Source organism: Cupriavidus laharis, from assembly GCF_914271435.1.
GTDB classification, from domain to species: Bacteria; Pseudomonadota; Gammaproteobacteria; order Burkholderiales; family Burkholderiaceae; genus Cupriavidus; species Cupriavidus laharis.
The window spans coordinates 356,494-382,031 of sequence record NZ_CAJZAI010000003.1 but is presented as its reverse complement, the minus strand read 5'-3'; the positions used below and the strand labels follow the sequence as shown (position 1 = coordinate 382,031).

The window sequence follows — 25,538 nt, the reverse complement described above, 5'->3', positions numbered from 1 at the left end:
ACTCTCTCGCGTTCACGCAGGCAGCGGCGCGAACGGCAGGCCCACATAGTTCTCGGCCAGCATGCGCGCCGCCGCCTGCGACGCACACACATAGGCCAGTTCGGCATGCTGCAGCCGCGCCATGAACGGCGTATGGTCATCGAAGCGATGCAGCAATGATGTCATCCACCACGAAAAATGTTCCGCACGCCTGCCTCGCCGCGATCAGGTCGCGCACGACCTCATGTTGTCCGTACACGGTGATCGCGCGCCCGCCGGTCAGGCCGCTCAGGTCGATACGGTGGCGCTGCCCGTCGAACAACAGGTCGATGCCATGGTGCACCATCCCCTGCTGGCGCAGGCGCGCGGCCACGCCAGCCTCCTCCAGCAGGTCGACGGTACCTTGTTCGAGCACCCCGGCGCGTATGCGCGCCTCGACATGCGCCTGGGTACAGTCTTCGAGAATGACGGAATCAATACCGGCCCGCTGCAGCAAATGGCCCAGCAGCAGCCCGGCCGGGCCCGCGCCGATGATTGCGACCCGGGTGCGCATGTTGCCTGTCTCCAGTTCTGGGAATGGGCCGCGCGTCTGAGCTGGGGCGTTACGGTTGCGGCACTTTATCGTTGGATTGTTGCGGGTGTACGCGGTTTTTGCAATCGGCGGAGTCCCGATGGGCACAGCATTGACAGTCTTCGGCGACCGCCCGACCCACCGCGTATGTCGCCTTGGCATCCGCCACCACCACTACCTCCTGGCCCGCGCCCGCAAGCTGCGCCACGTATGCGTGACAACCAGCGCCCCCACACCGATCACGATACCCGACAGCACGATGGCCCCCATGTGATCGCGCACCTGCGGCACGTTTCCGAAGAAGTAGCCAAGCACCGGCAGCGAAACCGACCAGAGCAATGCGCCGGCCGCTGCAGCGAGCAGAAAGCGTGCTGCACCCATGCCCGCTATGCCTCCCACAAACGGTGCGAAGGTGCGAACCACGGCGATAAAAGGCGAGAGCAGGAAGGTCACGTCGCCATGTTCGGCATAGAAGAGATGGGTTCGCTGCAGCGCCGACTGATCTACCCAGCGCCATGGTCTGCTCAGGACTCTCATTCCGATAACGCGGCCCACGCTATAGTTCAGCAGACTGCCTCCCAGCGCTGCCGCGAACAGTACCGGCATCAGCACCCACAGGTTCAGGTAGCCCGACGCGCAGAAGGCGCCACAGATAAACAGCAACGGATCACCGGGTAAAAAGAACAGCGGCAGCACGCCAATCTCGGCAAATACCACGGCGAACAGAATGGCGTAGACCAGCGGGCCATAGTGCGCGATGGCCGCGCCCAGATGCTGGTCAAAGTTCAGGAACAACTCCCACAGAGACATGGAGCCCATGATCGGCACCTGCCGGGAACTTGCTATCCATCGAGTGTAGACGGGACCGACGCAAGCACTGCGAGATTCGCTATTGTGCGCTCGAATGCATAATTTCTGATCCATGGCGGCCGGCCGGCCAAATGCTTTACAAGGCAATCGCCTAGGGCTAAGGTCAACGAGTGCCATTCGCCGGGATCCGCCCATGTCGATCGATCGCCGCTCTTTTCTTGCGGTTGCCGCAGGACTCGCCGCAGTTCCTCGCTTCGCGATAGGGGCGGGCACCGCCACGGCCGCGACGGTAGAGGCGCCGATGCGGCGGACCATTCCCGGCACCACCGAAGCGCTGCCCGTTGTCGGCATGGGCACCGCCGATACCTTCAACGTTGGCACAGGCGCAGACGAGCGCGCACCACTGGCGGAGGTCCTGGGCCTGCTGCTTCGGAGCCAGGGCTCGGTCGTCGATACTGCGCCGAGCTATGGCAGTGCGGAAGCCGTGACCGGCGACCTGCTGCGCAATGCCGGTGCGCGTGCCAAAGTGTTTCTCGCGACCAAGGTGTCCGCGCCGGCCGGCGCCCCGGCGCAGGCGCAATGGGCGCGTTCGCTCGCCGACCTGCACACCGACAGGGTCGACCTGCTGCAGGTGCACAACCTGATCGACTGGCGCGAGAACCTGCGCTGGATGCGCCAGCTCAAGGAACAGGGCAAGATCCGCTACCTCGGCATCACCCACTATCGCGAGGACGCCCAGGACGCCGTTGCGCAGATCGTGCGTAGCGAGCGCGTCGATTTCGTGCAGATCAACTATTCGCTCGCCGAGCGCAGCGCCGAGCGGACCCTGCTGCCGCTGTGCCAGTCGCGCGGCGTGGCGGTGCTGATCAACCGGCCGTTCCAGGACGGGCGCATGTTCCGTGCCGTCAAGAATCGCCCGCTGCCGCCCTGGGCCGGCGAGATCGACTGCAACTCGTGGGGCCAGCTCTTCCTGAAGTTCGTCGTCAGCCATCCGGCCGTCACTGTGGCGATTCCCGCCACCTCCAAGCCGAAGAACATGGCGGACAACCTGGGCGCCGCGCTCGGACGCATGCCGGATGCCGGCCAGCGCGAGCGCATTGCGGCGTTGCTCGCGTAGCCCATGGACAACCATCCCGCTGAAGCCGGTGCCGGGCCCTTGGCCCGCCTGCGCCACGGCTTTGGCATCCAGCCCGGGGAAACGGGCGCCGTCGTTGCCGGCTTCCTGTTCTTCTTCTGCCTGTTCGCCAGCTACTTCATGCTACGCCCGGTGCGCGAGACCATGGGCATCGCCGGCGGCGTGAAGAACCTGCAATGGCTGTTCACGGCCACCTTCGTTGTCATGCTGGCCGCCATTCCGCTCTATGGCGCGTGCTGCGCCTGGCTGCCGCGCCGGCGCTTCGTGCCGTGGGTCTATGCGTTCTTCATCGCCAACCTGGTCGGCTTTGCACTGGCCACGCGTGCCGCACCGGACAATGTCTGGCTGGCCCGCGTGTTCTATGTCTGGCTGTCGGTCTTCAACCTGTTCGTGGTATCCGTGGCCTGGAGCCTGATGGCCGACGTGTTCCGGCCCGAGCAGGCCCGGCGGCTGTTCGCGATGCTGGCCGCCGGCGCCAGCGCGGGCGGCCTGGCCGGCCCGGTGATGGGCGGCTGGCTGGTGGTGCATATCGGCCTGACAGGCCTGATGCTGCTGTCGGCGGCCTTGCTGGCCGCCACGCTGCCCGGCGTCCGCTGGTTGTTCGGCTGGCGCCGCCGCGCTGGAGCCGGCGCCGCGGCAGCCGGCGACTCCATGCCCGGCGCCGGGACAGGCGAAGACCCAGCCCGCCCCGTTGGCGGAGGCTTGTGGGCCGGCCTGGCACTGGTGGTTCGTTCGCGCTACCTGCTCGGCATCGGCCTGTTCGTGATCCTGCTGGCCACGGCAAGCACCTTCCTGTATTTCGAGCAAGCGCGCCTGGTGGCGGAAGCGTTTCCTGAGCGTGCGCGGCAGACACAGGTCTTCAGCGCGCTCGACGCCGCAGTGCAGGCGCTGACGATCGTCATCCAGCTGTTCTTCTCGGGTCGCGTAGCGCGTCGCTACGGGGTTTCCGCGTTGCTCACGGCGGTGCCGCTCGCGGTAGTCGTCGGTTTCCTGCTGCTGGCGATGTTCCCGACCTTCAGCGTGCTCGCGGGCGTGATGATCCTGCGCCGCGTCGGCGAATACGCGCTGCTGCGCCCGGGGCGGGAGATGCTGTTCACCGTGGTGGACCCGGAAACCAAATACAAGGCCAAGAACGTCATCGATACCGCGGTGTACCGCGCCGGCGATGCGGTGAGCGCCTGGGTCAAGACAGGGATCGACGCGATCTCCGGCCATGCCGCCACGGTGGCCCTGACCGGCGCCGCGCTGGCCCTGGTATGGGCCTTGCTGGGGTGGTGGCTGGGGCGCCGGCACGAACTCCAGCTGGTGCCGGCCAGCCCCGCCGCGGCCGGTGCGACGCCGGACACCGCGTCGTCATCGGCCGCACAGCCGCGTTAGCGCGCGGCGTTCAGAACTGCTTCCAGTCGTCCGTGGTATCGGCACTGTCGACACGCATGGCGCGTACCGGCTGTGCCTGCTGCAGGACCGGCCCGGCCTTCGGCATGGCGGGCTGACGCGGCGCCGGGGACGGCCTGTACGGTGCGCCGGCGTTGCCGCCGTCGCGCTGTGCGATCCGGAATGCCGCGACGGCCTGTCGCAGTGCCGCGGCCTGTTCCTCCAGCGAATGGGCCGCCGCCGAGGCCTCTTCGACGAGCGCGGCGTTCTGCTGGGTCACCTGGTCCATTTGCGCCACCGACTGGTTGACCTGCTCGATGCCCGTGCGCTGCTCCACGGACGCCGCGGCAATCTCGCCCATGATGTCGGTCACGCGGCGGATCGACTGCGTGATCTCGGTCATGGTCGCACCCGCCCGCGTCACCAGGTCCGACCCGCTGCGCACGCGCTCGACCGACGTGCTGATCAGCGTGCGGATTTCCTTGGCCGCACCGGCCGAGCGTTGCGCCAGGCTGCGCACCTCGCCCGCCACCACGGCAAAGCCGCGTCCCTGTTCCCCCGCGCGCGCCGCTTCCACCGCGGCATTGAGTGCCAGGATGTTAGTCTGGAAGGCAATGCCTTCAATCACGCCGATGATGTCGGCAATCTCGCCCGAGCTGTCGGCAATCTGCGTCATGGTGGTAATGACCTGCTCCATCACCTCGCCACCGCGGTTGGCGATCTCCGAGGCATTGTCGGCCAGCCCGCTCGCCTGACGCGCGCTGTCGGCGTTGTGCTGCACGGTGGTCGTGAGCTCTTCCATGCTGGCGGCCGTTTCCTGCAGCGATGCCGCCTGCTGCTCGGTACGCGACGACAGGTCCGAATTGCCCGCGGCAATCTGCGCGGTGGCCGTGGCTACCGAATCGACGGAGGCGCGGATGCCGCTCACGGTGCCGGCCAGCTTGCCCTGCATGCGCTGCATGGCATAGAGCAGGCTGGTGGTGTCGCCCTGACGCACTTCGATGTCGCGCGTGAAGTCGCCGTCGGCGATGCTGTTGGCAATCGACGCTGCGTAGGCCGGCTCGCCGCCCAGGTCGCGGCGCACGCCGCGCAGCAGCCAGGCGGCCAGCAAGGTCGCCGCTCCGCCCAGAACCACCAGCATCAGGAAGGAGCGGAGCAGCGACTGCCGGAAGGCTGCCTCGATATCGTCGACATAGGCACCCGTGGTAACGGCCCACTCCCAGGTCTTGAAGGCCTTGATGTAGCTGATCTTGGGCAACGGCTCGCTCGCACCGGGCTTCGGCCACATGTAGTTCAGGAAGCCCGCGCCCTGGCCGCTGGCGATCTTCGCGATTTCCACGTAGATGGCCACGCCGTTCGGATCTTTCATCCCGGTCAGGTTCTTGCCTTCGTTCTCGGGCTTGAACGGGTGCATCAGCGAGCGGCCCGAGAAGTCCGTGATCGAAACGTAGCCGTCCGACCCGAAGCGCAGCGGACGCAGGCGATCCTTGGCCAGTCTCTGCGCCTCTTCGCGCGACATGCCGTGACTAGCGGCGTCTTTCTCGATGGCTGCAATCAGGCTGACCGAGGCCTCGGCTACGCTCTGGATCTCGCGTTGGCGTCCGGCGAACATTTCCGCGCGCGTGGCAAACGCCTCGTATGTGCAGATGCCGAGCATGGCGATCCAGATCAGGCCAAAAGGGATCCAGAGCCGTTGGTTAAGCGTTAGTGTCTTCATTCCATTCACGATGTGGGGGCGTCGGACAGGCATTGGGTCAGGATGCGGTCCTGAACGCCAATGCCTCCAGCCTCCAAGCAACGGAATGAACAGGTAAATGCTCATCCCCACTTTCGAGGGGTATTGACAGCAACACGGGCGGTCAGCGGCCGCGCCCGCAGGCGAAGTGATGCCTGTGTCTCCCCGGAAGGTCGTATAGTCATGCCTCTGGCCCAAGCGGGCCAACCCTTTTCCTTACCCCCCGGAGGATTCCATGAAGACCAAAGCCGCCATCGCCTGGAAAGCCGGCGCCCCACTGACCATCGAAGACGTGGACCTGGAAGGCCCCCGCGCCGGTGAAGTGCTGGTGGAAATCAAGGCCACCGGCATCTGCCACACCGACTACTACACGCTGTCCGGCGCCGATCCGGAAGGCATCTTCCCGGCGATCCTGGGCCATGAGGGCGCGGGCATCGTCACCGATGTCGGCCCGGGCGTGACCTCGCTCAAACCCGGCGACCACGTCATCCCGCTCTATACGCCGGAATGCCGCCAGTGCAAGTTCTGCCTGTCGCGCAAGACCAACCTGTGCCAGGCCATCCGCGCCACGCAGGGCAAGGGCCTGATGCCGGACGGCACCTCGCGCTTCTCGATCGACGGCAAGCCGATCTTCCACTATATGGGTACGTCGACGTTTGCGAACCACATCGTGGTGCCGGAGATCGCGCTCGCGAAGATCCGCCCCGATGCGCCGTTCGACAAGGTCTGCTACATCGGCTGCGGCGTGACCACCGGCGTGGGCGCGGTCATCTTCACGGCCAAGGTCGAGGCTGGCGCGAATGTGGTGGTGTTCGGCCTGGGCGGCATCGGCCTGAACGTGATCCAGGGTGCCAAGATGGTCGGCGCCGACAAGATCATCGGCGTGGACATCAACCCCGCGCGCGAAGCCATGGCGCGCAAGTTCGGCATGACGCATTTCGTCAACCCGAAGGACGTGGGCAATGTCGTCGACCACATCATCCAGCTCACCGACGGCGGCGCGGACTACTCGTTCGAGTGCATCGGCAACACGCAGGTCATGCGCCAGGCGCTGGAGTGCTGCCACAAGGGCTGGGGCAAGTCGATCATCATCGGCGTGGCCGAGGCTGGCGCGGAGATCTCCACGCGCCCGTTCCAGCTCGTGACCGGACGCGAATGGAAGGGCTCGGCCTTCGGCGGCGCACGCGGACGCACCGACGTGCCGAAGATCGTCGACTGGTACATGGACGGCAAGCTCAACATCGACGACCTGATCACGCACACGCTGCCGCTGGACCGCATCAACGAAGGCTTCGACCTGATGAAGCGCGGCGAGTCGATCCGCTCGGTGGTGCTGTACTGAGGAGCGCGCCGTGACCCTGGAACTGCTGTCCGAACACGGCTGCCATGGCGGCGTGCAGCGCTTCTACCGGCACGCGTCGGCCGCCATCGGCCTGCCGATGCGTTTCTCGGTGTACCTGCCGCCGCAGGCGCAGGCAGGCGGCGGCAAGCTGCCGGCCCTGTTCTACCTGGCCGGCCTGACCTGCACCGAGGAAACCTTCATGGTCAAGGCCGGTGCGCAGCGCTTCGCCGCCGAGCACGGCCTGGTCCTGGTCGCGCCCGACACCAGTCCGCGCGGCGCCGGGGTAGCGGGCGAGGCCGATGCCTGGGACTTCGGCGTGGGCGCGGGCTTCTACGTCGATGCCACCGAAGCGCCGTGGCGCCAGCACTGGCGCATGGAGAGCTATGTCACGCAGGAACTGTTCGACCTCGTCAGCCGCGAACTGCCGGTCGATGCCGACCGCGTCGGCATCTTCGGGCATTCGATGGGCGGGCACGGCGCGCTGGTGCTGGCACAGCGGCATCCGCAGCGTTTCCGCTCGGTGTCGGCCTTCGCGCCTATCGCCGCGCCGACGCGGTGCCCGTGGGGAGAGAAGGCCTTCACCGGCTACCTTGGCACGGACCGCAGCCGATGGGAAGGACATGATGCCAGCGCGCTGATGGCTGCCCAGAAGGCCCCGCCCTTCCCCGCTGGCATCCTCGTGGACCAGGGCCTGGCGGACCAGTTCCTGCCCACGCAGCTCCACCCGGAAGCGTTCGAGGCCGCCTGTGCGGCGGCGGGACAGCCGCTGACGCTGCGCCGGCATACCGGCTACGACCACGGCTACTACTTCATCAGCACCTTTATTGCGGACCATATCCAGCATCACGCCGGGCAACTCTGACGACGCGGCATTGACGTTGCACGGCACTCGCTGCGCAACGCTCAGATATAGCGTTCCGTCATGACAAGGGCGCTGAGGCGGCGCCGCTTCCAGAACATGCCGTGAATGCGCGTCAGCAGCTTGCGCAGCGTTGCCGGGTCCAGTGCGTGGAATGTCAGCATGACCGCGGGGTTGCTGCCGTCGCCGGGCACATGTTCCACCGCGTCGAACTCCGGCAGCCCGTACTTCACCAGGAATGCGCGGATCTCGTCATCGGTCGTATCGGGCTCGATATTCCCGAGCAGCAGTACAGACATGGTGGCCTCCCTCCGTTCGCCACGGACTCGTCATCCCCCACGTTTCAACCAGCCCCGCCAACTGCCGCCTTCTCGCCAAGCGGCAGCGTGACGATACGCACAGTCGGATCATCGGGGCAGGCCACATCGGTAAACCCCAGCCGGCGCGCCAGGCGGCGCATGGGCGTGTTCATCGCCAGCACGAATCCTTCCATGCGCTGGTAGCCGCGTGCCCTGGCCATGGCAATCAGCGGCGTCATCAGGCCGCGAGCCAGTCCCACGCCATGCCAGTCGTCATCGAGCGTGATGGCGAACTCGCAGACCTCGCTACCTGGCGGCGCCACAAAGCGGGCGCCGCCCACCAGCCTGCCACCGCCATCCTTGCCATCTCCGTCACTCACTGCGACCAGCGCACACTCATGCCCGGGCTCGGGATGCGTGGCCTGCTCGACCATGACATCCGGCAACTCGCGCATGGGCGCCATGAAGCGTGTGTAGCGGGCGTCGTCAGACAACCTCGCGAACGCGGCGAGCAGGCCGGCCCGGTCCTGCTCGCAGATCTCGCGCAGCAGGACATGGCGGCCATCCCGCAACGTCAGTCGGGTTGGCATGAATGGCAAGGGTATGGGTTCGGGCATCTGAGCGAGGTCTGCGTCACTGGACGAAACGGAAATGAGGCCGAAACGCCAAGGCTCATTCACTGTAGTGCCAAATGACGCGCCGTGCAGAGCCGGCACATGACGCGATGCCCGCCTCGAGCGCCATTGCCGGAATGAAAAAGGGCTTCCGTTTCCGGAAGCCCTTTTCTTTCAGCATAGGTGGCGCGGCTGGCAGGATTCGAACCCACGACCCCTTGGTTCGTAGCCAAGTACTCTATCCAACTGAGCTACAGCCGCACGCGAGACAGAGATTCTACCGCACTTTGGCCTTTGTGCAAGCCCCTTCAGAAAAAAACTTTCAGGCCGCATGCCGGCGCCGTGACGTTACCTACCAGCGATAGCGCGCGCCGACGGTACCCCCGGCATTGCGCCCCGCCTTGACCTTGAACCACAGCTTCACACCGGATGCGGTGTTGCCGTGGGCGCCGATGTTGAACGAGAACAGCCCGCGCAGCAGATCCGTATCGATCTTGGTGCCGTTGATGTTGATGGTCTGCTTGCGGCTCTCCTGCCACCAGTCTGCTTCGACGAACGGGTAGACACCCGCGAGCCGGGTCGGCTGGGCGCCGTACAGGCGCACGCCGATACCGGTGGCACTGGAATCGCCCAGCATGTCGGGCGTCTGCGTCCCTGCGGCAGCATTGCCGGGCTGGTAGGCCATTTGTACGCGAGGCTGGATGGTCAGGCCGCCGGCATGCGGCACGACGGCGTCGAGCGCCACCGCCATGGTGCGCACGCGGCTGTCCACGAACCCGCTGGCAGTGGTGACATCGTCGACATGAACCAGGAACCGGCGCGGGCCGTAGCGCATGCGTTCGGTATCGCGATCGATGGCCGCAAGGCCGGGCGCGTCGTCATCCGGCCCCGCCCCTGTCGTTACCTCGATGCGCGGGGAGTAACCTGGCGGCGCGGCGTTGTATTCGACGGAAGAGCCGGAACCGCGGCCAGCGGGTGCTGCACCGGCAGCCATCCCGCCAAGGTCGCTCGCTTGCACATGTTGCCAGCCGAGGATGGCATCGGTGCCCGGGGCGCCATCGTCGGCCCTGGCCACGGAACACATCAGCATGGCCAGCACGCAGCAGCATTGCAGGTGATGGTGGCGCGCCCCGTGTTGAGCCGCGGCACAGTCGTGCCACGCGGGGTACGTCCCTGCCTCCCTCTCTCTTGATGATGACAAGACCATAGTCATGGCAACCACCTTCGGACGTTATCAAAGCCTGCCCGATTAGCTTGAGCATAGGTCAAATGCCACCCGAGGGTAAGCGGCGAATGTTGGATGCCGCGCGGCCCTTGCCTGGGTCGGAACTACGCGCCTGCTTAGTGGAGCAATGGCGTCGGCTTTGCCCTGAGCACTAGTAATTTTCGTCAATAATGTCGAAATTCAACGATTTCCTATTCCTTTCCTGGCCGAGTCGGTGCAGGAGGAGACAACCATGGCGTTCTGGCGAAGACTTCGCCAAGCCGGCAAGCCCGGCACCAGCGTTCCGCTGGCAGCAGGCCGCAGCCAGAGCCTGAAGCGCAAGCTGGCAGCCGCAACGGCAATAGCCGGGCTCTGCACGATCGGGCTGGCAGCATTGCTGATGGCCCGGTCCTATGGCGATTTCGCTGCCGCGCGGCAGAACCTGTATGACATCTCCGAGTACCGCGTCTTGCTGGATGCGGCCAATGTGCTGTCCGCGGAACGCGGCCCGGCCAACAGTGTGCTGGGCGAGCCTCCCTCGCAGGAAAGTGCCGCGCGCGACAGGCTGCGGGCATTCCGCGCGCGCAGCGATGCCGCACTGGAACGGCTGCTCACGCCGCCGCCGGCGCCGGCTGGCCTGCACCAGCACCACATACCGCCACTGATGGTCGAACGTGTGCGGGAGCGGCTGCACCGCGCACGCGCGGAAATCGACGCGCTGGCAACCCAGCCGCTGGAAGCCAGACAGATGGAGGAGATCCAGCATGCCATCGAAGGCATGTTCCAGGCCGTGGATGCCCTGCAACCGGTCGTCGGCTGGCAGGTCAGGCAGTTGTCGGCCTGCCACGTCGGCCTGGCGGCGCCCGCACTGGCCGGCAAGATGCTGGGCGACCTGCGCGAATACGGCGGACGCGTGGCCTCGCAGATCATGGCACCCATTGCGGCGCGCCAGCCAATCCCGGTTCGCAGCCTCGCCGATGCGTCACGTTCGCGCGGCCGCCTGGTGGAGCTGTGGGAGCTGGCGGGCCCGGCCTACAACATGTATGGCGAAGCGCCTCGGCTTGAGCACGCCTTCGCCGATGCGAACCACCAGTTCTTCGGCCAGGGCCTGTCCATGGTCGACAGCATGGTGGCACAAGGCCGCGTGTCGGGGCACTACTCCATGACCCCGACCGAGTTCACCAACCGCTATGTGCCTACGCTTGAGCCATTGGAGCGCCTGCGCAGCGCGTTCCTGGACGAGGTGATCGCGCATTTCGAGGCCGACCGGACGCGCGCATTGCGCGTGCTCGCCACCGCCGGCGGTGTATCGGCGCTGATCCTGCTGGTACTTGGCTATTTGCTCGTGTTCGCGCAGCGCTCGGTGTTCCTGCCGCTGCTGCACGCGCGCGATGCAGTCATCGCTCTGGCCGAAGGGCGCAGCCGCCCGGCCTTTGCCATGCCGGCAACGGGCCACGAGATGCGGCGCCTGTTTGATGCGCTGGACATCCTGCGCCGCAAGCTGCGCGAGCGCGCATCGCTCACCGAACAGCTGGAGCACCAGGCCCGGACCGACAGCCTGACCGGACTGCTGAACCGGCGCGTGCTGGAACGCATTGCCGCGCAGCCCGCCGACCCGGCAGGTTCGGCGACCGTGAGCCTGATCCTGATGGATGTGGATCGATTCAAGCAGATCAATGACCGGCACGGCCATCCTGCCGGTGACCAGGTGCTGCGCGCAGTGGCCGACCTGATGCGCAACATGGTGAACCCCGACCATGCGCTGGCCCGTTTCGGTGGCGAGGAGTTTGCCCTGCTGATGCCTGGGGCCAGCACTGACGAAGCCGCATCCATGGCGCACGCATTGCGCACCGCCATTTGCGCCGAACCGATCCGCCTGGCCGACGGCACCCGCCTGCCGGTGACCGCCAGCTTCGGCGTGGCGACGGAGCGCAGCGGCGCAGCCCACTGGCCACGCCTGTTCGCCGCGGCCGACGCGGCGATGTATCGTGCCAAGGCAGAGGGCCGCAATTGCGTGCGCCGCGCCGACGAACCCGCGGAGGCCGTTGACGAGTGAGTCCTGGGGAGCCAACGCCCCCGCTCCTCGTCAGCCGTAAACGAAAAAAGGCCCGCATTGCTGCGGGCCTTTTCTGAATTTGGTGCCCAGAAGAGGACTCGAACCTCCACAGTGTTGCCACCGCTAGGACCTGAACCTAGTGCGTCTACCAATTCCGCCATCTGGGCTTCGTTTCGCTGCATTGCTGCTGCGATGCGAAGAACGCAATTATGCTGAGCCAAACAAGCCTTGTCAACACCCCCTCACAAAAAACTGCATGGGTCAGCCGTTCCGCACCGGATTGACCCGCCTGGCCATGAAATCCACCTGTGGCGGACGGCCCGGCAGGTGCAGTGTCGCCGTGGCCGGCGGCGTGGTCGCCACCGTCTTGCCCGCGCGCAGCACCAGCAGGCGCGTGGCACGCAGGCGGATCGCCTCGACGGGATCGCGGGCCTGCAGCAGCACCAGGTCCGCGCGGCAGCCGGGCGCCAGGCCGTAGCCATCGAGGCCGAGGATCTGCGCAGGCGTGGATGTCACGGCGGCAAAGCAGCTGCGCATCGCGTCCTGCCCGGTCATCTGGCCCACATGCAGGCCCATGTGGGCCACTTCCAGCATGTCGCCGCTGCCGAGGCTGTACCAGGGGTCCATCACGCAGTCATGGCCGAAGGCCACCGGGACGCCTGCGGCCAGCAGTTCCGGCACGCGCGTCATGCCGCGCCGCTTCGGGTAGGTGTCATGCCGGCCCTGCAGCGTGATGTTGATCAGCGGATTGGCGATCGCGGCCACGCCAGCCTCACGCATCAGCGGCATCAGCTTGGACACGTAGTAGTTGTCCATCGAATGCATCGACGTGAGGTGCGAGCCGGCAACGCGTCCCTGCAGGCCCAGCCGCACCGTTTCGCTCGCCAGCGTTTCGATGTGGCGCGACATCGGGTCGTCGCTCTCGTCGCAATGCATGTCGACGCGCAGGCCGCGTTCGGCGGCCAGTTCGCACAGCACGCGCACCGACGCAGCACCGTCTGCCATGGTGCGCTCGAAATGCGGGATGCCGCCGACCACCTCCACGCCCATGTCGAGCGCGCGGCGCAGGTTGTCCAGCGCGCCCGGCGCACGCAGCACGCCGTCCTGCGGGAAGGCCACGAGCTGCAGGTCAAGGTAGGGACGCACGTGCTCGCGCACGTGCAGCAGCGCCTCTACCGCAAGCAGGCGCGGATCGCACACATCCACATGCGAGCGGATCGCCAGCAGCCCCTTGGCCACGGCCCAGTCGCAGTACGCCAGCGCGCGCTCGATTAGTGCCTCCTGCGTCAGCAGTGGCTTCAGTTCCCCCCACAGCGCAATGCCCTCGAGCAGCGTGCCGGACTGGTTCACGCGCGGCAGCCCGTACGACAGCGTGGAATCCATATGAAAGTGCGCATCGACAAAGGGCGGTGTCACCAGTTGCCCCGCGGCGTCGATCTCGGTAGCCGCCTGGGCGGCCAGCGCAGGCTCCGCCGCGACGATGCGGCCGTTGTCGATGCCGATATCGATACCGGCACGCCCATCAGGCAGCGTGCAGTGGCGCAAGATCAGTTCCAGCATGGTCGCTCCAGGATCGGATGAGTCAGGTCAGCGTTCGCCCCGGCGGTACGGCTTCATCAGCGCCTGCGGATACGTGGCGCGGCGCGCCACCAGGATCAGCGCCAGGATCGACAGCACGTAGGGCAGCATCAGGTAAAGCTGGTAAGGCAGCGGCGGCAGCCCGGGCAGGCTGGCACCGCCCTGCTGCAGGCGCAGTTGCAGCGCATCGAAGGCGGCGAACAGCAGCGCGCCCAGCAGCGCCCGCCCCGGCCGCCACGACGCGAACACTACCAGTGCCACGCAGATCCAGCCACGCCCGTTGATCATGTTGAAGAAGAATGCGTTGAATGCCGACAGGGTCAGGAACGCGCCGCCCACCGCCATCAGCGCCGAGCCGGCCATGACCGCGCCGATGCGCACTGCCCCCACGCGGATGCCCTGCCCTTCGGCTGCTGCCGGATTCTCTCCGACCATGCGCACCGCAAGCCCGAGCGGCGTGCGGTACAGCAGCCAGGCGATCACCGGTGCGAGCAGCAGGGCCAGCAGCGTCAGCGATGTCTGCGCGCCCAGCACCGGCGCCAGTGCCGGGCCAACGACAGGTATGTCCTGCACCCAGTGCATCGGCGCGAACGGCGTGATGGTCGGTGGCGACGATACCGAGGCAAAGCCGATCCGGTAGGCGTAATAGGACAGGCTGGTCGCCAGCATGGTGACCCCCAGGCCCGCCACGTGCTGCGACAAAGCCAGCGTCACGGTCAGCCAGCCATGCAGCAGCCCGAACGCCAGCCCTGCGCCGGCCGCCACCGCCACCCCGCCCCATAGCGGCGCACCGTGGTACACGGCCAGCCAGCCGGAAAACGCACCGGCGACCATGATGCCTTCGATGCCCAGGTTCAGCACCCCGGCCCGTTCGCACAGCAGCACGCCCAGCGTGCCGAACACCAGCGGCGTGGCTACGCGCAGGACGGCTACCCAGAACGGGGCGGCGGCAAGGATATCGAACAGTTCCATCAGGCCGCTCCGCGCACCCGGTCCAGGCGGATGCGATAGCGCGTCAGCATGGTGGCGACCAGCATGGTCAGGAGCGCTACCGCGACAATCACGTCCGCAATGGCATTGGGCACACCGACCGCGCGGCTCATGCCATCGGCGCCGACCAGCACACCGGCCACGAATATCGACGCAGCCACCACGCCCAGCGGGTTCAGCCCGGCAAGCATGGCGATGACGATGCCTGCGTAGCCGTAGCCCGGCGACATGTCCAGCGTAAGGTAACTCGTTCGCCCCGCCACTTCCACGACGCCAGCCAGGCCAGCCAGCGCCCCCGACAATAGCGCGGCCAGCAGCGTCACGCGTCCTACCGGCATGCCGGCGAACGCCGCCGCGCGCGCGTTGGCGCCTACCGCCCGCATCTGCAGGCCGAACACGGTGTAGCGGTTCAGCGCCCACACCGCCAGTGCGAGCGCGCACGCCGCAAGCAGGCCACTGTGCACGCGCGAACGTTCCATCAGCCGGGACAGTTCCAGCTCCGGCAGCAAGGTCACGGACTGCGGCCACCCCATGGCCAACGGATCCTTCATCGGGCCATCGAGCATCATCGACACCAGCAGCAGCACGATGAAATTCAGCAGCAGCGTGGTCACCACTTCATCGACGCCAAGCCGCAGCTTGAGCCATGCTGGGCCGAGCAGCAGCAATGCCCCGGCCAGCATGCCGGCTGCGACCATCAGCCCAAACAGCACGCCGGCCGGAAGCTGCGCGGCCCACGGCGCGGCACCGCCATCGACCTGCCCGCCGATTGCCACGGCGGCCAGCGCGCCAAGATAGAGCTGGCCTTCGGCGCCGATATTGAAGAGCCGGGCGCGAAATGCCACGGCGACGGCCAGCCCGGTCAGCATCAGCGGCGTGGCGCGCGTCAGCGTTTCAGACCAGGCAAAGCGCGAGCCGAAGCCGCCTTCGAGCAGCGTCAGATAAGCCCGCCCGACGGGCGCTCCGGCCCACGTGACCAGCAGCGCGCAGATCACCAGCGTGGCCGCCACGGCGCCCACCGGCGCCGCCACCAGTGCCACGCGCGACACCGCGGCCCGCGCCTCAAGCCGCATCGCACACCTCCGTGCCGCCAGCGGCCGCTGCGCCTTCCGAAGAAGCCGCAGCACCGGCCATGGCCAGCCCCAGTGTCGCCAGCGTCCAGGCCTGTGCCGGGCGCGCCTCGGTCAGGTGTCCACGATGCATCACCGCAATGCGGTCGGCCAGTGCCATCAGTTCATCCAGGTCTTCGGAGATCAGCAGCACCGCGGCCCCGGCATCGGCAGCGTCCAGAAGCTGCCGGTGGACATAGGCCACGGCGCCGATATCCAGGCCCCAGGTCGGCTGGCTCGCCACCACCAGCCGGGGCACACGGCGATCGCCACCCACTGAAAGCGCACGCCCGAGGATCAGCTTCTGCATATTGCCGCCGGACAGCGTGCGCGTGGGTGCATCGATACCGCCGCCACGCACGTCGAATCGCGCAACCAGTTCACGCGCGAAGCGCCTGGCGGCGCCGCGGCGGATCACGCCGGCGCGGGTGAAATCCGGCTGCCCGAGTTGCTCCGCGATGGCGTTCTCCCACACCGCGAGTTCGCCGACCGTCCCCTGCGCGTGGCGGTCCTCCGGCACACGCGCCACGCCGGCCGCAATCCAGCGCTGCGGCTCGGCAGGCATGGCATGGCCTGCCACTGTCACGTTGCCCGATGCGGGCGCAAGCATGCCGCTCATCACCTCTGCCAGCGTCACCTGGCCATTGCCTGCCACGCCGGCAATGCCGACGATCTCGCCGCTGCGCAGCGACAGCGATACGTCATGCAGCGCGACGCGCCCCGCTGATGCCGGCACGCTGACCTGCGCAAGTTCGGTGCGGACCTCTGCTGCATTGCGCATATCGGACCGGATGCGTGCCGGCATCTGCACGGCGCGTCCGACCATCAGTTCGGCCAGTTCCGCGCGCGACGTGCCACCGGCATCGCGCGTGGCCACGAGCCGGCCACCGCGCAGCACGGCGACGCGGTGCGAGACGCGCAGCACCTCGTCGAGCTTGTGGCTGATGAAGATGACCGACATGCCGTCGGCAATCAGCTGGGCCAGCGTGGCAAACAGGCTGTCGGCCTCCTGCGGGGTCAGCACAGCCGTCGGCTCGTCGAGGATCAGCACACGCGCACCGCGATACAGCGCCTTGATGATCTCGACGCGCTGGCGCTCGCCCACGGAAAGCGCACCCACGCGCGCCTGCGGCTGCACGGCCAGGCCAAAGCGGCGCGACAACTCCTGCACCCTTGCACGCGCGGCGCGGCGGCCCTGCCGCCAGCGCCACAGTGGCTCCGTACCGATCAGGATGTTGTCGAGCACCGAAAGGTTGTCGGCGAGCGTGAAATGCTGGTGCACCATGCCAATGCCCGCGGCCAGCGCGGCGCGGGGGTTCCCCGGCGGCAACGCCACGCCGTCGATCTCGACACTGCCGGCATCGGCCACATAGTGACCGAACAGGATATTCACCAGCGTGCTCTTGCCCGCGCCGTTTTCGCCCAGCAACGCCAGCACCTCGCCGCGCTGCAGGTCCAGCGAGATATCGTCGTTGGCCAGCAACGCGCCAAAGCGCTTGGTGATGCCGGCCATGCGAAGCACCGGCAGCGAGGTTGGCAGGGACATGGATATCGGGACGGAAATGGAAGGCAATCCGGGCCGGGCCGCCACTGCGCCGCCCGGCCCGACACGGCAATCCGCATGGAATCGCCGCAGGAAGCTTACGGTGTGGACTTCGGCTCCGTTTCGACCACCTTCACGGACTCCTTGCCATCGAGGATGGCCTTCTCCCTGGCTCGCACCCTGGCCATCAGGTCAGCCGGCACCTTGCCCTCGAAGGTGCCCAGCGGCGCCAGTTCCGCGCCCTTGTACTTCATCAGCGAATACTGGCCGTAGTCCTCGTTCCTGAACTGCCCTGCCTTGACCTTGGCCAGCGCCGCGCCAATGGTCGGCTCCATGTTCCACAGCGCCGACGCCACCACCGTGGCCGGATACTGCGGCTGCGTGTTGATGACGTTGCCGATGGCCAGCTTGCCGCGCTCCTTGGCGGCATCGGATACGCCGAAGCGCTCCGCGTAGAGCACGTCGGCGCCCTTGTCGATCATCGCGAAAGCCGCCTCCTTGGCCTTGGGCGGATCGAACCATGAGCCGATGAAGCTGACCGTGAACTTCACTTTCGGATTGACCGAACGGGCCCCCTCCATGAACGCATGCATCAGGCGGTTGACTTCCGGGATAGCGTAGCCGCCCACCATGCCGATATGGTTGGTCTTGGTCATGCCCCCGGCAATCATGCCGGTCAGGTAGGACGGTTCCTGGATGTAGTTGTCGAACACCGAGAAGTTCGGCGCCTGCGGCTTGCCCGAAGAGCCCATCAGGAACGCGGTCTTCGGGTAGTCCCTGGCCACCTTGCGCGCGGCGGACTCCACCGCGAACGATTCGCCGACGATCAGCACCGCGCCCTGCTCCGCGTACTGGCGCAGCACGCGTTCATAGTCGGCATTGGAGACGCTCTCGGAGAACACGTAGTCCACCTCGCCGCGGGCCTTGGCTTCATTGAGCGCCTTGTGGATGCGCGACACCCACTGCTGCTCCACCGGCACGGTGTACACCGCCGCCACCTTCAGCTTCGCCTGCGCGTGGGCCAGCGGCATTGCACCGATGGCGGCCACGGCTGCGCCAGCGGCGGCCAGCTTCAGCCAGGTCCTGCGATTGCGTCCAGACATCATGGTTCTCTCTCCCTTGTTTGAGTACTACGGTGTTGGCACATCCCGGACGAGCGGCGCGGACATGGGCAGCAGCCCGCAGCCGCGCAGGAACAGGGCCACCAGGTGCTCGGTGGCCAGCTCGAAATCGCGCCGGCCCAGTCGGCTCACACCAAGCACGGCGCAAATCTGCGATTCGAAATCGGCATAGGTCTGGGTGGCGGCCCAGATGGTGAAGAACAGGTGTTGCGGATCCACGCTGGCCATCTGCCCGGTGGCGATCCACTGGCGGATGACCGCGGCCTTGTGCGCGACCAGCTCGCGCAGCGCATGGCGCAGGACTCCGCCGATCTCCGGCGCGCCGTGCAGCAGCTCGTTGGCGAATACGCGCGAGGCGTCGGGATGGCTCGCCGACAGGCGCATCTTGGCGCGGATGTACTGCTCCAGCGCGACCTGCGGCGGTAGTTCGGCGCGGATCGCTTCGGTCTCCGACAGCCACAGCTGCAGTGTGTGCGCCAGCACCGCGCGATACAGCGCCTGCTTGGTGCGGAAGTAGTAATGCAGGTTGGACTTGGGCACGCCGGCGCGCACGGCAATCTCGGCCATGGTGGCCCCCGCGAAACCGGCACGTGCAAACACGTGCTCGGCTGCGCGCAGGATCATGGCCTCGTTCTCCTGCCGGATGCGTCCGCCGCTGGCGTCGCGCGCCAGAGGCAGGCGCCGCGCCGCGGCAGTCGCGGGGCCGTCCATCACCGTGTGCCGTAGAGGCGGTCGCCGGCATCGCCGAGCCCGGGCACGATGTAGCCGTGCTCGTTCAGTTCCTCGTCGATGGCGGCGGTGACGATGGCAACGTCCGGATGCGCGGCCCGCAGCGCGTTCAGGCCCGGGCGCGACGCAATCAGGCACACGTACTTGAGCATGCTCACGCCGCTCTCCTTGAGCCGGTTGAGCGCGGCAATGGCCGAATTGCCGGTGGCAAGCATCGGGTCCACGACAATCACCATCCGCTCCTGGATATCCTCCGGCATCTTGAAGTAGTACTCCACGGGCTCGAGCGTCTCCGGGTCGCGGTACAGCCCGATATGCCCCACGCGCGCGGCCGGCAGCAGTTCCAGCATGCCGTCCAGGAAACCGTTGCCCGCCCGCAGGATCGACACCAGGCAGAGTTTCTTGCCCGCCAGCACCGGCGACTGTGTGGGCGCGATCGGCGTCTTGATGGCAATGGTCTCCATCGGCAGGTCGCGCGTGGCTTCGTAGGTGAGCAGTTGGCTGATCTCTCGCACGAGCCGGCGGAAGTTGTCCGTCGTGGTCTCCTCGCTGCGCGCCAGGGTGACCTTGTGCTGGACCAGCGGGTGGTCCACCACCAGCACGGAGGCGGCGGCAGCCGGGGCGTTGGCGCCTTCGGCCGGTGCCACGGGGACGGCGGACATGTCGTTCATGGTGACGCTCCTATGCAATCGGACTGGCGAAAAGAATCAGGGATTGCGCCGCCGGACGGCCTCGGCCGGCGGGCAAGGAAACGCTGCGCGGCGCTCAGAACACGGTGCCGTCACTGTTGATCGCAAACGGCGGCGCACCACCCGGCCGGCGCTTGGCGGCAATGCGCCGCCCTGCCGCCCACGTACCGCCCTCCAGCACCCGCGCCAGCGGAAACTCCGCTTCCGAGAGCCCGAGCGCCTGCCGCACGCCGTCGGCCACCAGGTCCAGACCGGTCACGGTCAAGGCACGCCATTCGACGATGATGGGCTCGTGAACATCGTGCGCCACCTGCGTGAACGCGGGGTCGCGTGGCACCATCAGCTCGAAATCGAAGAGCAGGCCGCCATTGCGGTATTCGGGCAGCCCGGTCAGCGCCTCCAGTCCCGTGACGACCAGGCCGGCATCCTCCAGCGGCTCCAGCAGCGAATAGGTCAGCCACTGCGTCAACTTGTGGAACGGCACCAGACCGCCCGGCGCCGCCGCATGGCGCCATGTATCGCCCAGCGACACGCCTTCCAGCACCACCCGCCCCGGCCACACCGGCCCCAGCGCCACCAGCAGCGTCTTCAGGATGAAGCTCGCCTCGATCCGCTCATTGACCGCGTTCGCCTTCAGGTAGTCGTACAGGTTGCCGAGCCGCGCCGGCGAGCCGAACACCGCCGGCGTGGCCTGCATGACTTCGCCAAGGCGGCGCAGCAGCCCCGCGCGCCCTTCCAGGCCGACCAGAGGATTGTGCTGCGCGACCTGGAAAGCCGTGGCAATGCTGGAGGCGTCGATGCGCATCAGGCGTTCGGCATCGGCGCGCAACGGATTGCCCGGCTCGGCCGAGAAGCCGCCGCGCGCAAACAGGTCAAAGCTGGCCACGCCCAGGCCTTCCGAGCGGTTCAGGATCAGGTCGCTGGCCGGATCGCGATAGCGCCAGTCCGGCCCGGCGCCCGCATCCAGCAGCACGCTGGGGATGACCAGGTCGATGCCGATGCGGGCTCGGTCCTCGCGATGCTCGGGACCGCTCAGCGCCGCGCGCTCGCACAGAATCTGCCAGCGTTCGAGCCGCTCGCCGGTCCCGCCGCTCTCGAAATGGCGCCAACGGCTGTGGTATGGCACCTGCAGGTCGGGATACCGCTGGCGGATGGTGCTCGCCACGTAGTCGGCAATCGCGTGAACCCGGTCGGGATGCCAGGTAAACAGTTCAGACTGGCCGGCGGCCACATATTCAGTGATCGCCGCACAGTGCGTGCGCACAGCTTCGGCGCAAAGCAGCGCCGCGGCCGGATGCCCCGCCGGCACCGGACTGTGCCAGCCGCTGCCGAGGCCGTCGGCCGGCCCGCCGGGCCGGTCCGCTTCGGGATACGTGCTCATTCGTTCAACCCCCTGCCCTTTGTCAGGGCGAGTTCGTTGGCGTCAGGCGGCGTGTAGTGCGTGAAGTAGCCGGCCGCCACCTTGGCGTCGATTTCCACACGCGCATCCGCCGGGATCAGTGCTTCGGGTATGGCCACCTGCTCGACAACTTCGATGCCCTGGGCTACCAGCGCACCGTGCTTCATGTTGCTCATCGACGCCCAGCGGTCGATGCGGCGGATGCCCAGCCAGTGGAAGACATCCGGCATCAGTTCCTGGAAGCGCATGTCCTGCACGCCGGCCACGCATTCGGTGCGGGCGAAGTAAGTCTCGGCGCGGTCGCCGCCCACCTGGCGCTTGCGGGCGTTGTAGACCAGGAACTTGGTCACCTCGCCGAGCGCGCGCCCTTCCTTCCGGTTATAGACCACCAGGCCTACGCCGCCTTGCTGCGCCATGTCGATGCACACCTCGATGCCGTGCGCCAGGTAGGGCCGGCAGGTACAGATGTCGGAACCGAACACGTCCGAGCCGTTGCACTCGTCGTGCACGCGGCAGGCCACATGCGTGTCAGGCCTGCCCAGCTTGCCGACATCGCCGAAGAAATAGAGCGTCATGCCGCCGATCGGCGGCAGGAAGACCTTGAGGTCCGGCCGCGTCACCAGTTCCGGGAACATGCCGCTGGTCTGCTCGAACAGGCTGCGCCGCAGCGCGGTTTCCTTGATCTCGAAGCGGCGTGCCAGCCCAGGCAGGTACCAGACCGGATCGACAGCCGCCTTGGTCACCTTCACGTCGCCATTGGCGTGGAGAATGTCGCCATCAGGCGTGAGGCGGCCCGCCGCAATCGCTGCGGCAAGCTCGGGCATATTGATGTGCGCGCGGGTCACGGCGATGGTCGGGCGGATATCCACGCCAGCTGCAATGCGGTCGGCAAATGCACTCGAAACGAGATGCCCCCAGGGATCAAGCGAAACGATCTTGTCCGGGTCGCTCCATTGCGGGTGCGGGCCGATCGATTCGGCCGGTGCGGTATCCGTCAGGTCCGGCCGATGGTCACGCTGCAGCCGGCCCGACGCCACGGCAAGCGCCCGGTAGATGGCGTACGCGCCCGAGTGTGTCCCAATCACATTGCGCTGCGCCGGGTCCGTGAGGCTGGCGATCACCGGGCCGCGCTCCGCCGCGGTGGACGCTCCCCAGTGAATTGGCTCGGCCGGCTTGTCGCGGCGCGCGTGCGAGGTCAGGACGATGTGATCGGACATGAGAGCCCTCGATTCCGTGATGGAATCCTGACCAAATGGTCAGGTTTACGATTCCATAGTAGGCAATCTCCGTGCCATCACCCAATGCCCGTTTTTGCGCCGTGCGTGGGTCGTCGCACGCTGGCAACGCAGGCGTCCTGCACAGGCGACGAGCGCGGGCCATTGGCGCTCGTGGTGCAGGCGCACCATGAAAAAGCGGCACCGGCCCAAAGCCGCGTGCCGCTTTCTGTACTCCGGCAGGCCGCGTGTCGAACCACGCGACCTGACAGGCCTTACGTACTATGTGGTCGACTCTCCCGCCGGCCGCCCGCCAGCAGGGCCCGCAGCGCGGCGAACGGGCTGGCGCTTTCTACATAACGGTGGAACAAGGTTCCGGCAACATTGCTCGCCAGCCACGCCAGCAGGATGCCGAGCGCATTCAGCACCGGGCGACCCGGCGCGAAGTGGGAAACCACCGCGTTCACCACCAGGCAGACCGGGAAATGCACCAGGAACACCGAGTACGAGATGCGGCCGAAGAAGCCCACTACCCGCGCACGCGGCCAGCGCTCCAGCCACCCGCCGCGCCGGGCCACCGCCAGCAGCAAGGCCGTTGCCAGCGCCACGGCGATGCGCAGCCGGAAATCAACGATTAGTGCAGCAAGCCCGACCGCCCCCAGCAACAGGAGCGGAATGGCCGAGCGCCCGGGGTTGGACGCCCAGTACGCGAGCGTGCCCATGCCATAGGCCCCGAAGAAATACACCGCCCAGATATCCCATTCGGCATCCCGGTTGAACCAGAACAGCGATGCCACCGCCAGCGCCGACACCAGCACGACGCTCGCACGCGCGCCCTGGCCCGATGCGCCCCGCGCCAGCCACAGCGCCGCCATCAGCAAAACAAACAGCTGCAGGTCGATCGCCACATACCAGACGCCCGCCGACAGCGCATCGACATCCAGCACGTTATGCAGCAGCAACACATGCGCCAGGAACTGCATCAGGTGCGGCGGCGCCGGAATCGAGTCATGAACCATCCAGGTACGCGCAATGGCAGCCCCGGCAATGCTGACAAGGATTGCGGCAGCATAGGGCGTGACCAGCTTCTGGTAGCGGCTCCAGACCGCCAACAGCGGATGCTGCCGGATCACCAGGCGCCCCTCCGGCGCCAGGCTGCGTGCCGCCAGGAAACCGCTGACCACCAGGAACACCTGTACGGCGATGCGCGCGTACTCCGACAGCCAGTCCAGCATGCCCGGCGCGAGTGAATACGCCGCGTCGGACATGGGGCCATAGAACGCCAGGTGATGGAGCACGATCAGTTGCGAACTGACCGCCTTGAGGGCGTCAATGCACGCCAGGCGCGAAGGACGGGGGCTCATTGTTATAAGAACGTTACAAATAGCATGACGGCCGGGATTTTACCCCCTCCATGAGAACTTCATGAGGCTTATTTGTCACAAAATGCGTATTCGTTACAGAAGAAACCCGAATATGCCGTTTCCGGTGTGGCCGACACGCATGTCCATGTATTGGCGATTCGCGGGTGTCAGCAGCCCTATTGGCAACCACCACCGAGTGGTGCAAACACATCATTCGCATCCGGATTGATGCGGCAATCCATGGTTTCCATGAGTGCCTGGCGCCGGGTAGGCCCCAAGTTGACAGCCCGGCGATAGCTTGGCGACACTGAAACCGGTTGCCCCCCCAGAAGGGGCAACTGCGAAGAACCGACCGCCCGGCAATGGGGCGGCATAACCAGGCAGCAGTCAGGAGAAATCATGAACAAGTTCGTTGCGACCGCGATCGCGCTCGCACTGGGCACGGCAGCTGTGGCCGCCCAGGCGCAAACCGGCGGCAAGAAGTTCGACCCGTATTCCCAGGGCGCCAAGTCGGGTCAGAAATTCGATCCGTACTCTGAAGGCGCCAAGGCCGGCGACAAGTTCGATCCGTACAGCCAGGGCGCCAACAAGAGCACCCGCAGCGACCTGACCGCCCCCCCCGCCCCCGAGACCAAGAAACCGGCCAAGGCGAAGACGAAGAAGAGCAAGACGAGCAAGAAGAAGGCCGCTCCGGCAGCGGCCAGCTGACGCCAGCCGGTGTCCAGATAAAGCCCGTGCCAGGCACGGGCTTTTACATTTCCGGGATCCTGCGCTGCAGGAGACCGCCTACGGCGCCTGCGTATCCCGCTCCAGCGCCGTCACATCAATCCGCTGCACCTTCCCGTCCTGCCTGACTTCCGTGCGCAGCACGAAGGCTTCAGCCGGGCAGTACCAGTCGGTGATATGCATCACCGAGGGCTCGACCTGCACGACCTCTTCACCGACCAGCAGCGGCCCCAGGGACGTACGCTTTTCATAGGTGATCGGCATGCATTCCTTGCGGCCCATTACAGTGTCGATCATCTGGCGACGACCCACCTGGCGCGAACTGATATTGATCGAAGCGTGCAGCGCACGCATGGTGCCCACCACCTCGTCGGAGCCCAACGGGTAGATCTTCAGCGACAGGCTGGATTCGAACGTTTCCCCTTCGAGGACGCTGCCTTCGCGCAGGTTCAGGCCGGCATAGTTGAACACGCCCCGGCCCTTGAATGCCGCCTCGCCATACATGCGGGCATAGCGTGCGCGGGCGTTGATAATGGCGTGCTGGCTCTCGATGCTGGTCTCGTCCGCAGGCGTGCGCCGGTCGATGTTGACCATATGCACCTGATCCATGACTACGGGGGGCCCCATCAGAGCCGACATAGCGGACTTGGACATCACCTCCAGTTGGGCGTGGCAGCCCGAAGCGCTGCGCCCCACGTCGCGCAGCGTCATGGTGATGGACATCGGCAGGGCGCCGTCCCCTTCCATCTGCACGTGCGAACCCGAGCGGAACCAGGGCGCGTCGCAGATCACCGCACCGGCCGTGGCCTGCGGGGACGTACCGTTCGCGGCTGTGCCCTGGTGGGATTCGGGCCGCTCCTGGGCCCAGGCAAGGCCGCTCGCCAGCAGCGCCAGGCCGCCCAGTGCGCCCATTTTCAGGCCCATTCGCAGGATATGCTGCGCCTTTGTCTTCACATAAATCCGTGTCTAGAATGTTCTTGCGCCCCAACCTGACACCCGGCCGGGCCGGCAACTGGCCTCTATCAAAGTTAGCGCGTTTCCCGCGCGCTGTCTCGTCGGGTTTTCGGCTGCCGGCCCCAGCCGGCAGCCCGGTACCTT

23 protein-coding genes, 2 tRNA genes and 1 pseudogene are annotated in these 25,538 nt (G+C 66.7%); 6 read left to right on the top strand and 20 right to left on the bottom strand.

Annotated elements, in window-relative coordinates:
* Window positions 1-12: 12 nt before the first annotated feature.
* The 3 genes and pseudogenes from LDO29_RS28420 to LDO29_RS08990 all read right to left on the bottom strand — a co-directional run bounded on the left by LDO29_RS28420 (window position 13) and on the right by LDO29_RS08990 (window position 1,369).
* Window positions 13-165: a hypothetical protein gene (locus LDO29_RS28420; RefSeq protein WP_224079442.1), complete on the bottom strand. Its 153-nt coding sequence runs from the start codon at window positions 163-165 to the stop codon at window positions 13-15.
* Window positions 158-532, bottom strand: a pseudogene (locus LDO29_RS08995) (FAD-dependent monooxygenase); the annotation flags it as partial. The pseudogene LDO29_RS08995 and the gene LDO29_RS28420, both read right to left, overlap by 8 nt.
* Before the next feature lie 192 nt (window positions 533-724).
* Window positions 725-1,369 carry a VTT domain-containing protein gene (locus tag LDO29_RS08990; RefSeq protein WP_224079441.1) on the bottom strand — a complete coding sequence of 215 codons (645 nt, stop codon included), beginning with the start codon at window positions 1,367-1,369 and terminating at the stop codon, window positions 725-727.
* 184 nt (window positions 1,370-1,553) lie between these two features.
* Here LDO29_RS08990 and LDO29_RS08985 point away from each other — a divergent pair, with 184 nt between their 5' ends.
* Window positions 1,554-2,477, top strand: a complete 924-nt coding sequence (locus LDO29_RS08985) for an aldo/keto reductase (RefSeq protein WP_224079440.1) — start codon at window positions 1,554-1,556, stop codon at window positions 2,475-2,477.
* Window positions 2,478-2,480: 3 nt separating this feature from the next.
* Window positions 2,481-3,872 carry an NTP/NDP exchange transporter gene (locus LDO29_RS08980; protein ID WP_224079439.1) on the top strand — a complete coding sequence of 464 codons (1,392 nt, stop codon included), beginning with the start codon at window positions 2,481-2,483 and terminating at the stop codon, window positions 3,870-3,872.
* Window positions 3,873-3,882: 10 nt separating this feature from the next.
* Here the strand turns inward: LDO29_RS08980 and LDO29_RS08975 are convergent, their stop codons facing one another.
* The gene (locus tag LDO29_RS08975; protein WP_224079438.1) at window positions 3,883-5,586 is read right to left on the bottom strand and encodes a methyl-accepting chemotaxis protein; all 1,704 of its coding nucleotides are present in this window, start codon (window positions 5,584-5,586) and stop codon (window positions 3,883-3,885) included.
* Between the two features lie 253 nt (window positions 5,587-5,839).
* Here LDO29_RS08975 and LDO29_RS08970 point away from each other — a divergent pair, with 253 nt between their 5' ends.
* Both LDO29_RS08970 and fghA read left to right on the top strand, forming a co-directional pair.
* Window positions 5,840-6,946, top strand: a complete 1,107-nt coding sequence (locus tag LDO29_RS08970) for an S-(hydroxymethyl)glutathione dehydrogenase/class III alcohol dehydrogenase (protein ID WP_224079437.1) — start codon at window positions 5,840-5,842, stop codon at window positions 6,944-6,946.
* A gap of 16 nt (window positions 6,947-6,962) precedes the next feature.
* Entirely contained in the window at window positions 6,963-7,808 is an 846-nt protein-coding gene (gene fghA, locus LDO29_RS08965; protein WP_224079611.1) for an S-formylglutathione hydrolase, read from the top strand.
* Between the two features lie 41 nt (window positions 7,809-7,849).
* Here the strand turns inward: fghA and LDO29_RS08960 are convergent, their stop codons facing one another.
* The 4 genes from LDO29_RS08960 to LDO29_RS08945 all read right to left on the bottom strand — a co-directional run bounded on the left by LDO29_RS08960 (window position 7,850) and on the right by LDO29_RS08945 (window position 9,808).
* A complete protein-coding gene (locus LDO29_RS08960; RefSeq protein ID WP_224079436.1) occupies window positions 7,850-8,104 on the bottom strand; it encodes an RNA-binding protein in 255 nt (84 codons plus the stop codon).
* Window positions 8,105-8,148: 44 nt separating this feature from the next.
* A complete protein-coding gene (locus tag LDO29_RS08955) occupies window positions 8,149-8,694 on the bottom strand; it encodes a GNAT family N-acetyltransferase (RefSeq protein ID WP_224079435.1) in 546 nt (181 codons plus the stop codon).
* A gap of 208 nt (window positions 8,695-8,902) precedes the next feature.
* Window positions 8,903-8,979 (bottom strand) — tRNA-Arg (locus tag LDO29_RS08950).
* Between the two features lie 91 nt (window positions 8,980-9,070).
* Window positions 9,071-9,808, bottom strand: coding sequence for a hydrolase (locus LDO29_RS08945; RefSeq protein WP_396022642.1), 738 nt, complete (start codon window positions 9,806-9,808; stop codon window positions 9,071-9,073).
* Between the two features lie 367 nt (window positions 9,809-10,175).
* On the opposite strand from LDO29_RS08945, the gene LDO29_RS08940 reads away from it, so the two are divergent.
* Entirely contained in the window at window positions 10,176-11,978 is a 1,803-nt protein-coding gene (locus LDO29_RS08940) for a GGDEF domain-containing protein (RefSeq protein WP_224079433.1), read from the top strand.
* A gap of 80 nt (window positions 11,979-12,058) precedes the next feature.
* Here the strand turns inward: LDO29_RS08940 and LDO29_RS08935 are convergent.
* From LDO29_RS08935 to LDO29_RS08885, 11 genes are all read right to left on the bottom strand, one after another.
* Window positions 12,059-12,145: transfer RNA gene (locus LDO29_RS08935), tRNA-Leu, on the bottom strand.
* A 94-nt stretch (window positions 12,146-12,239) separates the two neighbouring features.
* Window positions 12,240-13,538: an amidohydrolase family protein gene (locus LDO29_RS08930; RefSeq protein ID WP_224079432.1), complete on the bottom strand. Its 1,299-nt coding sequence runs from the start codon at window positions 13,536-13,538 to the stop codon at window positions 12,240-12,242.
* A gap of 27 nt (window positions 13,539-13,565) precedes the next feature.
* A complete protein-coding gene (locus LDO29_RS08925) occupies window positions 13,566-14,528 on the bottom strand; it encodes an ABC transporter permease (protein WP_224079431.1) in 963 nt (320 codons plus the stop codon).
* Window positions 14,528-15,619, bottom strand: a complete 1,092-nt coding sequence (locus LDO29_RS08920) for an ABC transporter permease (protein WP_224079430.1) — start codon at window positions 15,617-15,619, stop codon at window positions 14,528-14,530. The genes LDO29_RS08925 and LDO29_RS08920 overlap by 1 nt, the downstream gene beginning before the upstream one ends.
* The gene (locus LDO29_RS08915) at window positions 15,609-17,201 is read right to left on the bottom strand and encodes an ABC transporter ATP-binding protein (protein WP_224079429.1); all 1,593 of its coding nucleotides are present in this window, start codon (window positions 17,199-17,201) and stop codon (window positions 15,609-15,611) included. The genes LDO29_RS08920 and LDO29_RS08915 overlap by 11 nt, the downstream gene beginning before the upstream one ends.
* Window positions 17,202-17,296: 95 nt before the next feature.
* Window positions 17,297-18,304: a BMP family protein gene (locus tag LDO29_RS08910; RefSeq protein WP_224079428.1), complete on the bottom strand. Its 1,008-nt coding sequence runs from the start codon at window positions 18,302-18,304 to the stop codon at window positions 17,297-17,299.
* Window positions 18,305-18,328: 24 nt separating this feature from the next.
* The gene (locus LDO29_RS08905) at window positions 18,329-19,030 is read right to left on the bottom strand and encodes a TetR/AcrR family transcriptional regulator (RefSeq protein WP_224079427.1); all 702 of its coding nucleotides are present in this window, start codon (window positions 19,028-19,030) and stop codon (window positions 18,329-18,331) included.
* On the bottom strand, window positions 19,030-19,719 hold the full coding sequence (upp, locus tag LDO29_RS08900; protein WP_224079426.1) for a uracil phosphoribosyltransferase: 690 nt from the start codon (window positions 19,717-19,719) through the stop codon (window positions 19,030-19,032). The genes LDO29_RS08905 and upp overlap by 1 nt, the downstream gene beginning before the upstream one ends.
* Window positions 19,720-19,813: 94 nt before the next feature.
* Window positions 19,814-21,118: a URC4/urg3 family protein gene (locus LDO29_RS08895; RefSeq protein WP_224079425.1), complete on the bottom strand. Its 1,305-nt coding sequence runs from the start codon at window positions 21,116-21,118 to the stop codon at window positions 19,814-19,816.
* Window positions 21,115-22,353 (bottom strand): GTP cyclohydrolase II, encoded by a 1,239-nt coding sequence (locus tag LDO29_RS08890; protein WP_224079424.1) that lies wholly within the window; start codon window positions 22,351-22,353, stop codon window positions 21,115-21,117. Before LDO29_RS08890 ends, LDO29_RS08895 begins: the two co-directional genes overlap by 4 nt.
* Window positions 22,354-22,625: 272 nt before the next feature.
* Window positions 22,626-23,714, bottom strand: coding sequence for an acyltransferase family protein (locus LDO29_RS08885; protein ID WP_224079423.1), 1,089 nt, complete (start codon window positions 23,712-23,714; stop codon window positions 22,626-22,628).
* Between the two features lie 399 nt (window positions 23,715-24,113).
* Here LDO29_RS08885 and LDO29_RS08880 point away from each other — a divergent pair, with 399 nt between their 5' ends.
* Window positions 24,114-24,422, top strand: coding sequence for an amino acid ABC transporter permease (locus LDO29_RS08880; RefSeq protein WP_224079422.1), 309 nt, complete (start codon window positions 24,114-24,116; stop codon window positions 24,420-24,422).
* A 78-nt stretch (window positions 24,423-24,500) separates the two neighbouring features.
* On the opposite strand, the gene LDO29_RS08875 is transcribed toward LDO29_RS08880, so the two are convergent.
* The gene (locus tag LDO29_RS08875) at window positions 24,501-25,394 is read right to left on the bottom strand and encodes a hypothetical protein (RefSeq protein ID WP_396022641.1); all 894 of its coding nucleotides are present in this window, start codon (window positions 25,392-25,394) and stop codon (window positions 24,501-24,503) included.
* Between the last annotated feature and the right edge of the window lie 144 nt (window positions 25,395-25,538).

What these genes read in the sequence shown, in the direction of transcription:
- LDO29_RS08940 (WP_224079433.1), top strand. Translation starts at nt 10,176, where the DNA reads ATGGCGTTCTGGCGAAGACTTCGCCAAGCCGGCAAGCCCGGCACCAGC.
- LDO29_RS08920 (WP_224079430.1), bottom strand. Translation starts at nt 15,619, where the DNA reads ATGCGGCTTGAGGCGCGGGCCGCGGTGTCGCGCGTGGCACTGGTGGCG.
- LDO29_RS08945 (WP_396022642.1), bottom strand. Translation starts at nt 9,808, where the DNA reads ATGCTGATGTGTTCCGTGGCCAGGGCCGACGATGGCGCCCCGGGCACC.
- upp (WP_224079426.1), bottom strand. Translation starts at nt 19,719, where the DNA reads ATGAACGACATGTCCGCCGTCCCCGTGGCACCGGCCGAAGGCGCCAAC.
- LDO29_RS08985 (WP_224079440.1), top strand. Translation starts at nt 1,554, where the DNA reads ATGTCGATCGATCGCCGCTCTTTTCTTGCGGTTGCCGCAGGACTCGCC.
- LDO29_RS08890 (WP_224079424.1), bottom strand. Translation starts at nt 22,353, where the DNA reads ATGTCCGATCACATCGTCCTGACCTCGCACGCGCGCCGCGACAAGCCG.
- LDO29_RS08895 (WP_224079425.1), bottom strand. Translation starts at nt 21,118, where the DNA reads ATGAGCACGTATCCCGAAGCGGACCGGCCCGGCGGGCCGGCCGACGGC.
- LDO29_RS28420 (WP_224079442.1), bottom strand. Translation starts at nt 165, where the DNA reads ATGACATCATTGCTGCATCGCTTCGATGACCATACGCCGTTCATGGCG.
- LDO29_RS08915 (WP_224079429.1), bottom strand. Translation starts at nt 17,201, where the DNA reads ATGTCCCTGCCAACCTCGCTGCCGGTGCTTCGCATGGCCGGCATCACC.
- LDO29_RS08905 (WP_224079427.1), bottom strand. Translation starts at nt 19,030, where the DNA reads ATGGACGGCCCCGCGACTGCCGCGGCGCGGCGCCTGCCTCTGGCGCGC.
- LDO29_RS08925 (WP_224079431.1), bottom strand. Translation starts at nt 14,528, where the DNA reads ATGGAACTGTTCGATATCCTTGCCGCCGCCCCGTTCTGGGTAGCCGTC.
- LDO29_RS08930 (WP_224079432.1), bottom strand. Translation starts at nt 13,538, where the DNA reads ATGCTGGAACTGATCTTGCGCCACTGCACGCTGCCTGATGGGCGTGCC.
- LDO29_RS08960 (WP_224079436.1), bottom strand. Translation starts at nt 8,104, where the DNA reads ATGTCTGTACTGCTGCTCGGGAATATCGAGCCCGATACGACCGATGAC.
- LDO29_RS08910 (WP_224079428.1), bottom strand. Translation starts at nt 18,304, where the DNA reads ATGATGTCTGGACGCAATCGCAGGACCTGGCTGAAGCTGGCCGCCGCT.
- LDO29_RS08970 (WP_224079437.1), top strand. Translation starts at nt 5,840, where the DNA reads ATGAAGACCAAAGCCGCCATCGCCTGGAAAGCCGGCGCCCCACTGACC.
- LDO29_RS08975 (WP_224079438.1), bottom strand. Translation starts at nt 5,586, where the DNA reads ATGAAGACACTAACGCTTAACCAACGGCTCTGGATCCCTTTTGGCCTG.
- LDO29_RS08990 (WP_224079441.1), bottom strand. Translation starts at nt 1,369, where the DNA reads ATGGGCTCCATGTCTCTGTGGGAGTTGTTCCTGAACTTTGACCAGCAT.
- LDO29_RS08955 (WP_224079435.1), bottom strand. Translation starts at nt 8,694, where the DNA reads ATGCCAACCCGACTGACGTTGCGGGATGGCCGCCATGTCCTGCTGCGC.
- LDO29_RS08880 (WP_224079422.1), top strand. Translation starts at nt 24,114, where the DNA reads ATGAACAAGTTCGTTGCGACCGCGATCGCGCTCGCACTGGGCACGGCA.
- LDO29_RS08980 (WP_224079439.1), top strand. Translation starts at nt 2,481, where the DNA reads ATGGACAACCATCCCGCTGAAGCCGGTGCCGGGCCCTTGGCCCGCCTG.
- LDO29_RS08885 (WP_224079423.1), bottom strand. Translation starts at nt 23,714, where the DNA reads ATGAGCCCCCGTCCTTCGCGCCTGGCGTGCATTGACGCCCTCAAGGCG.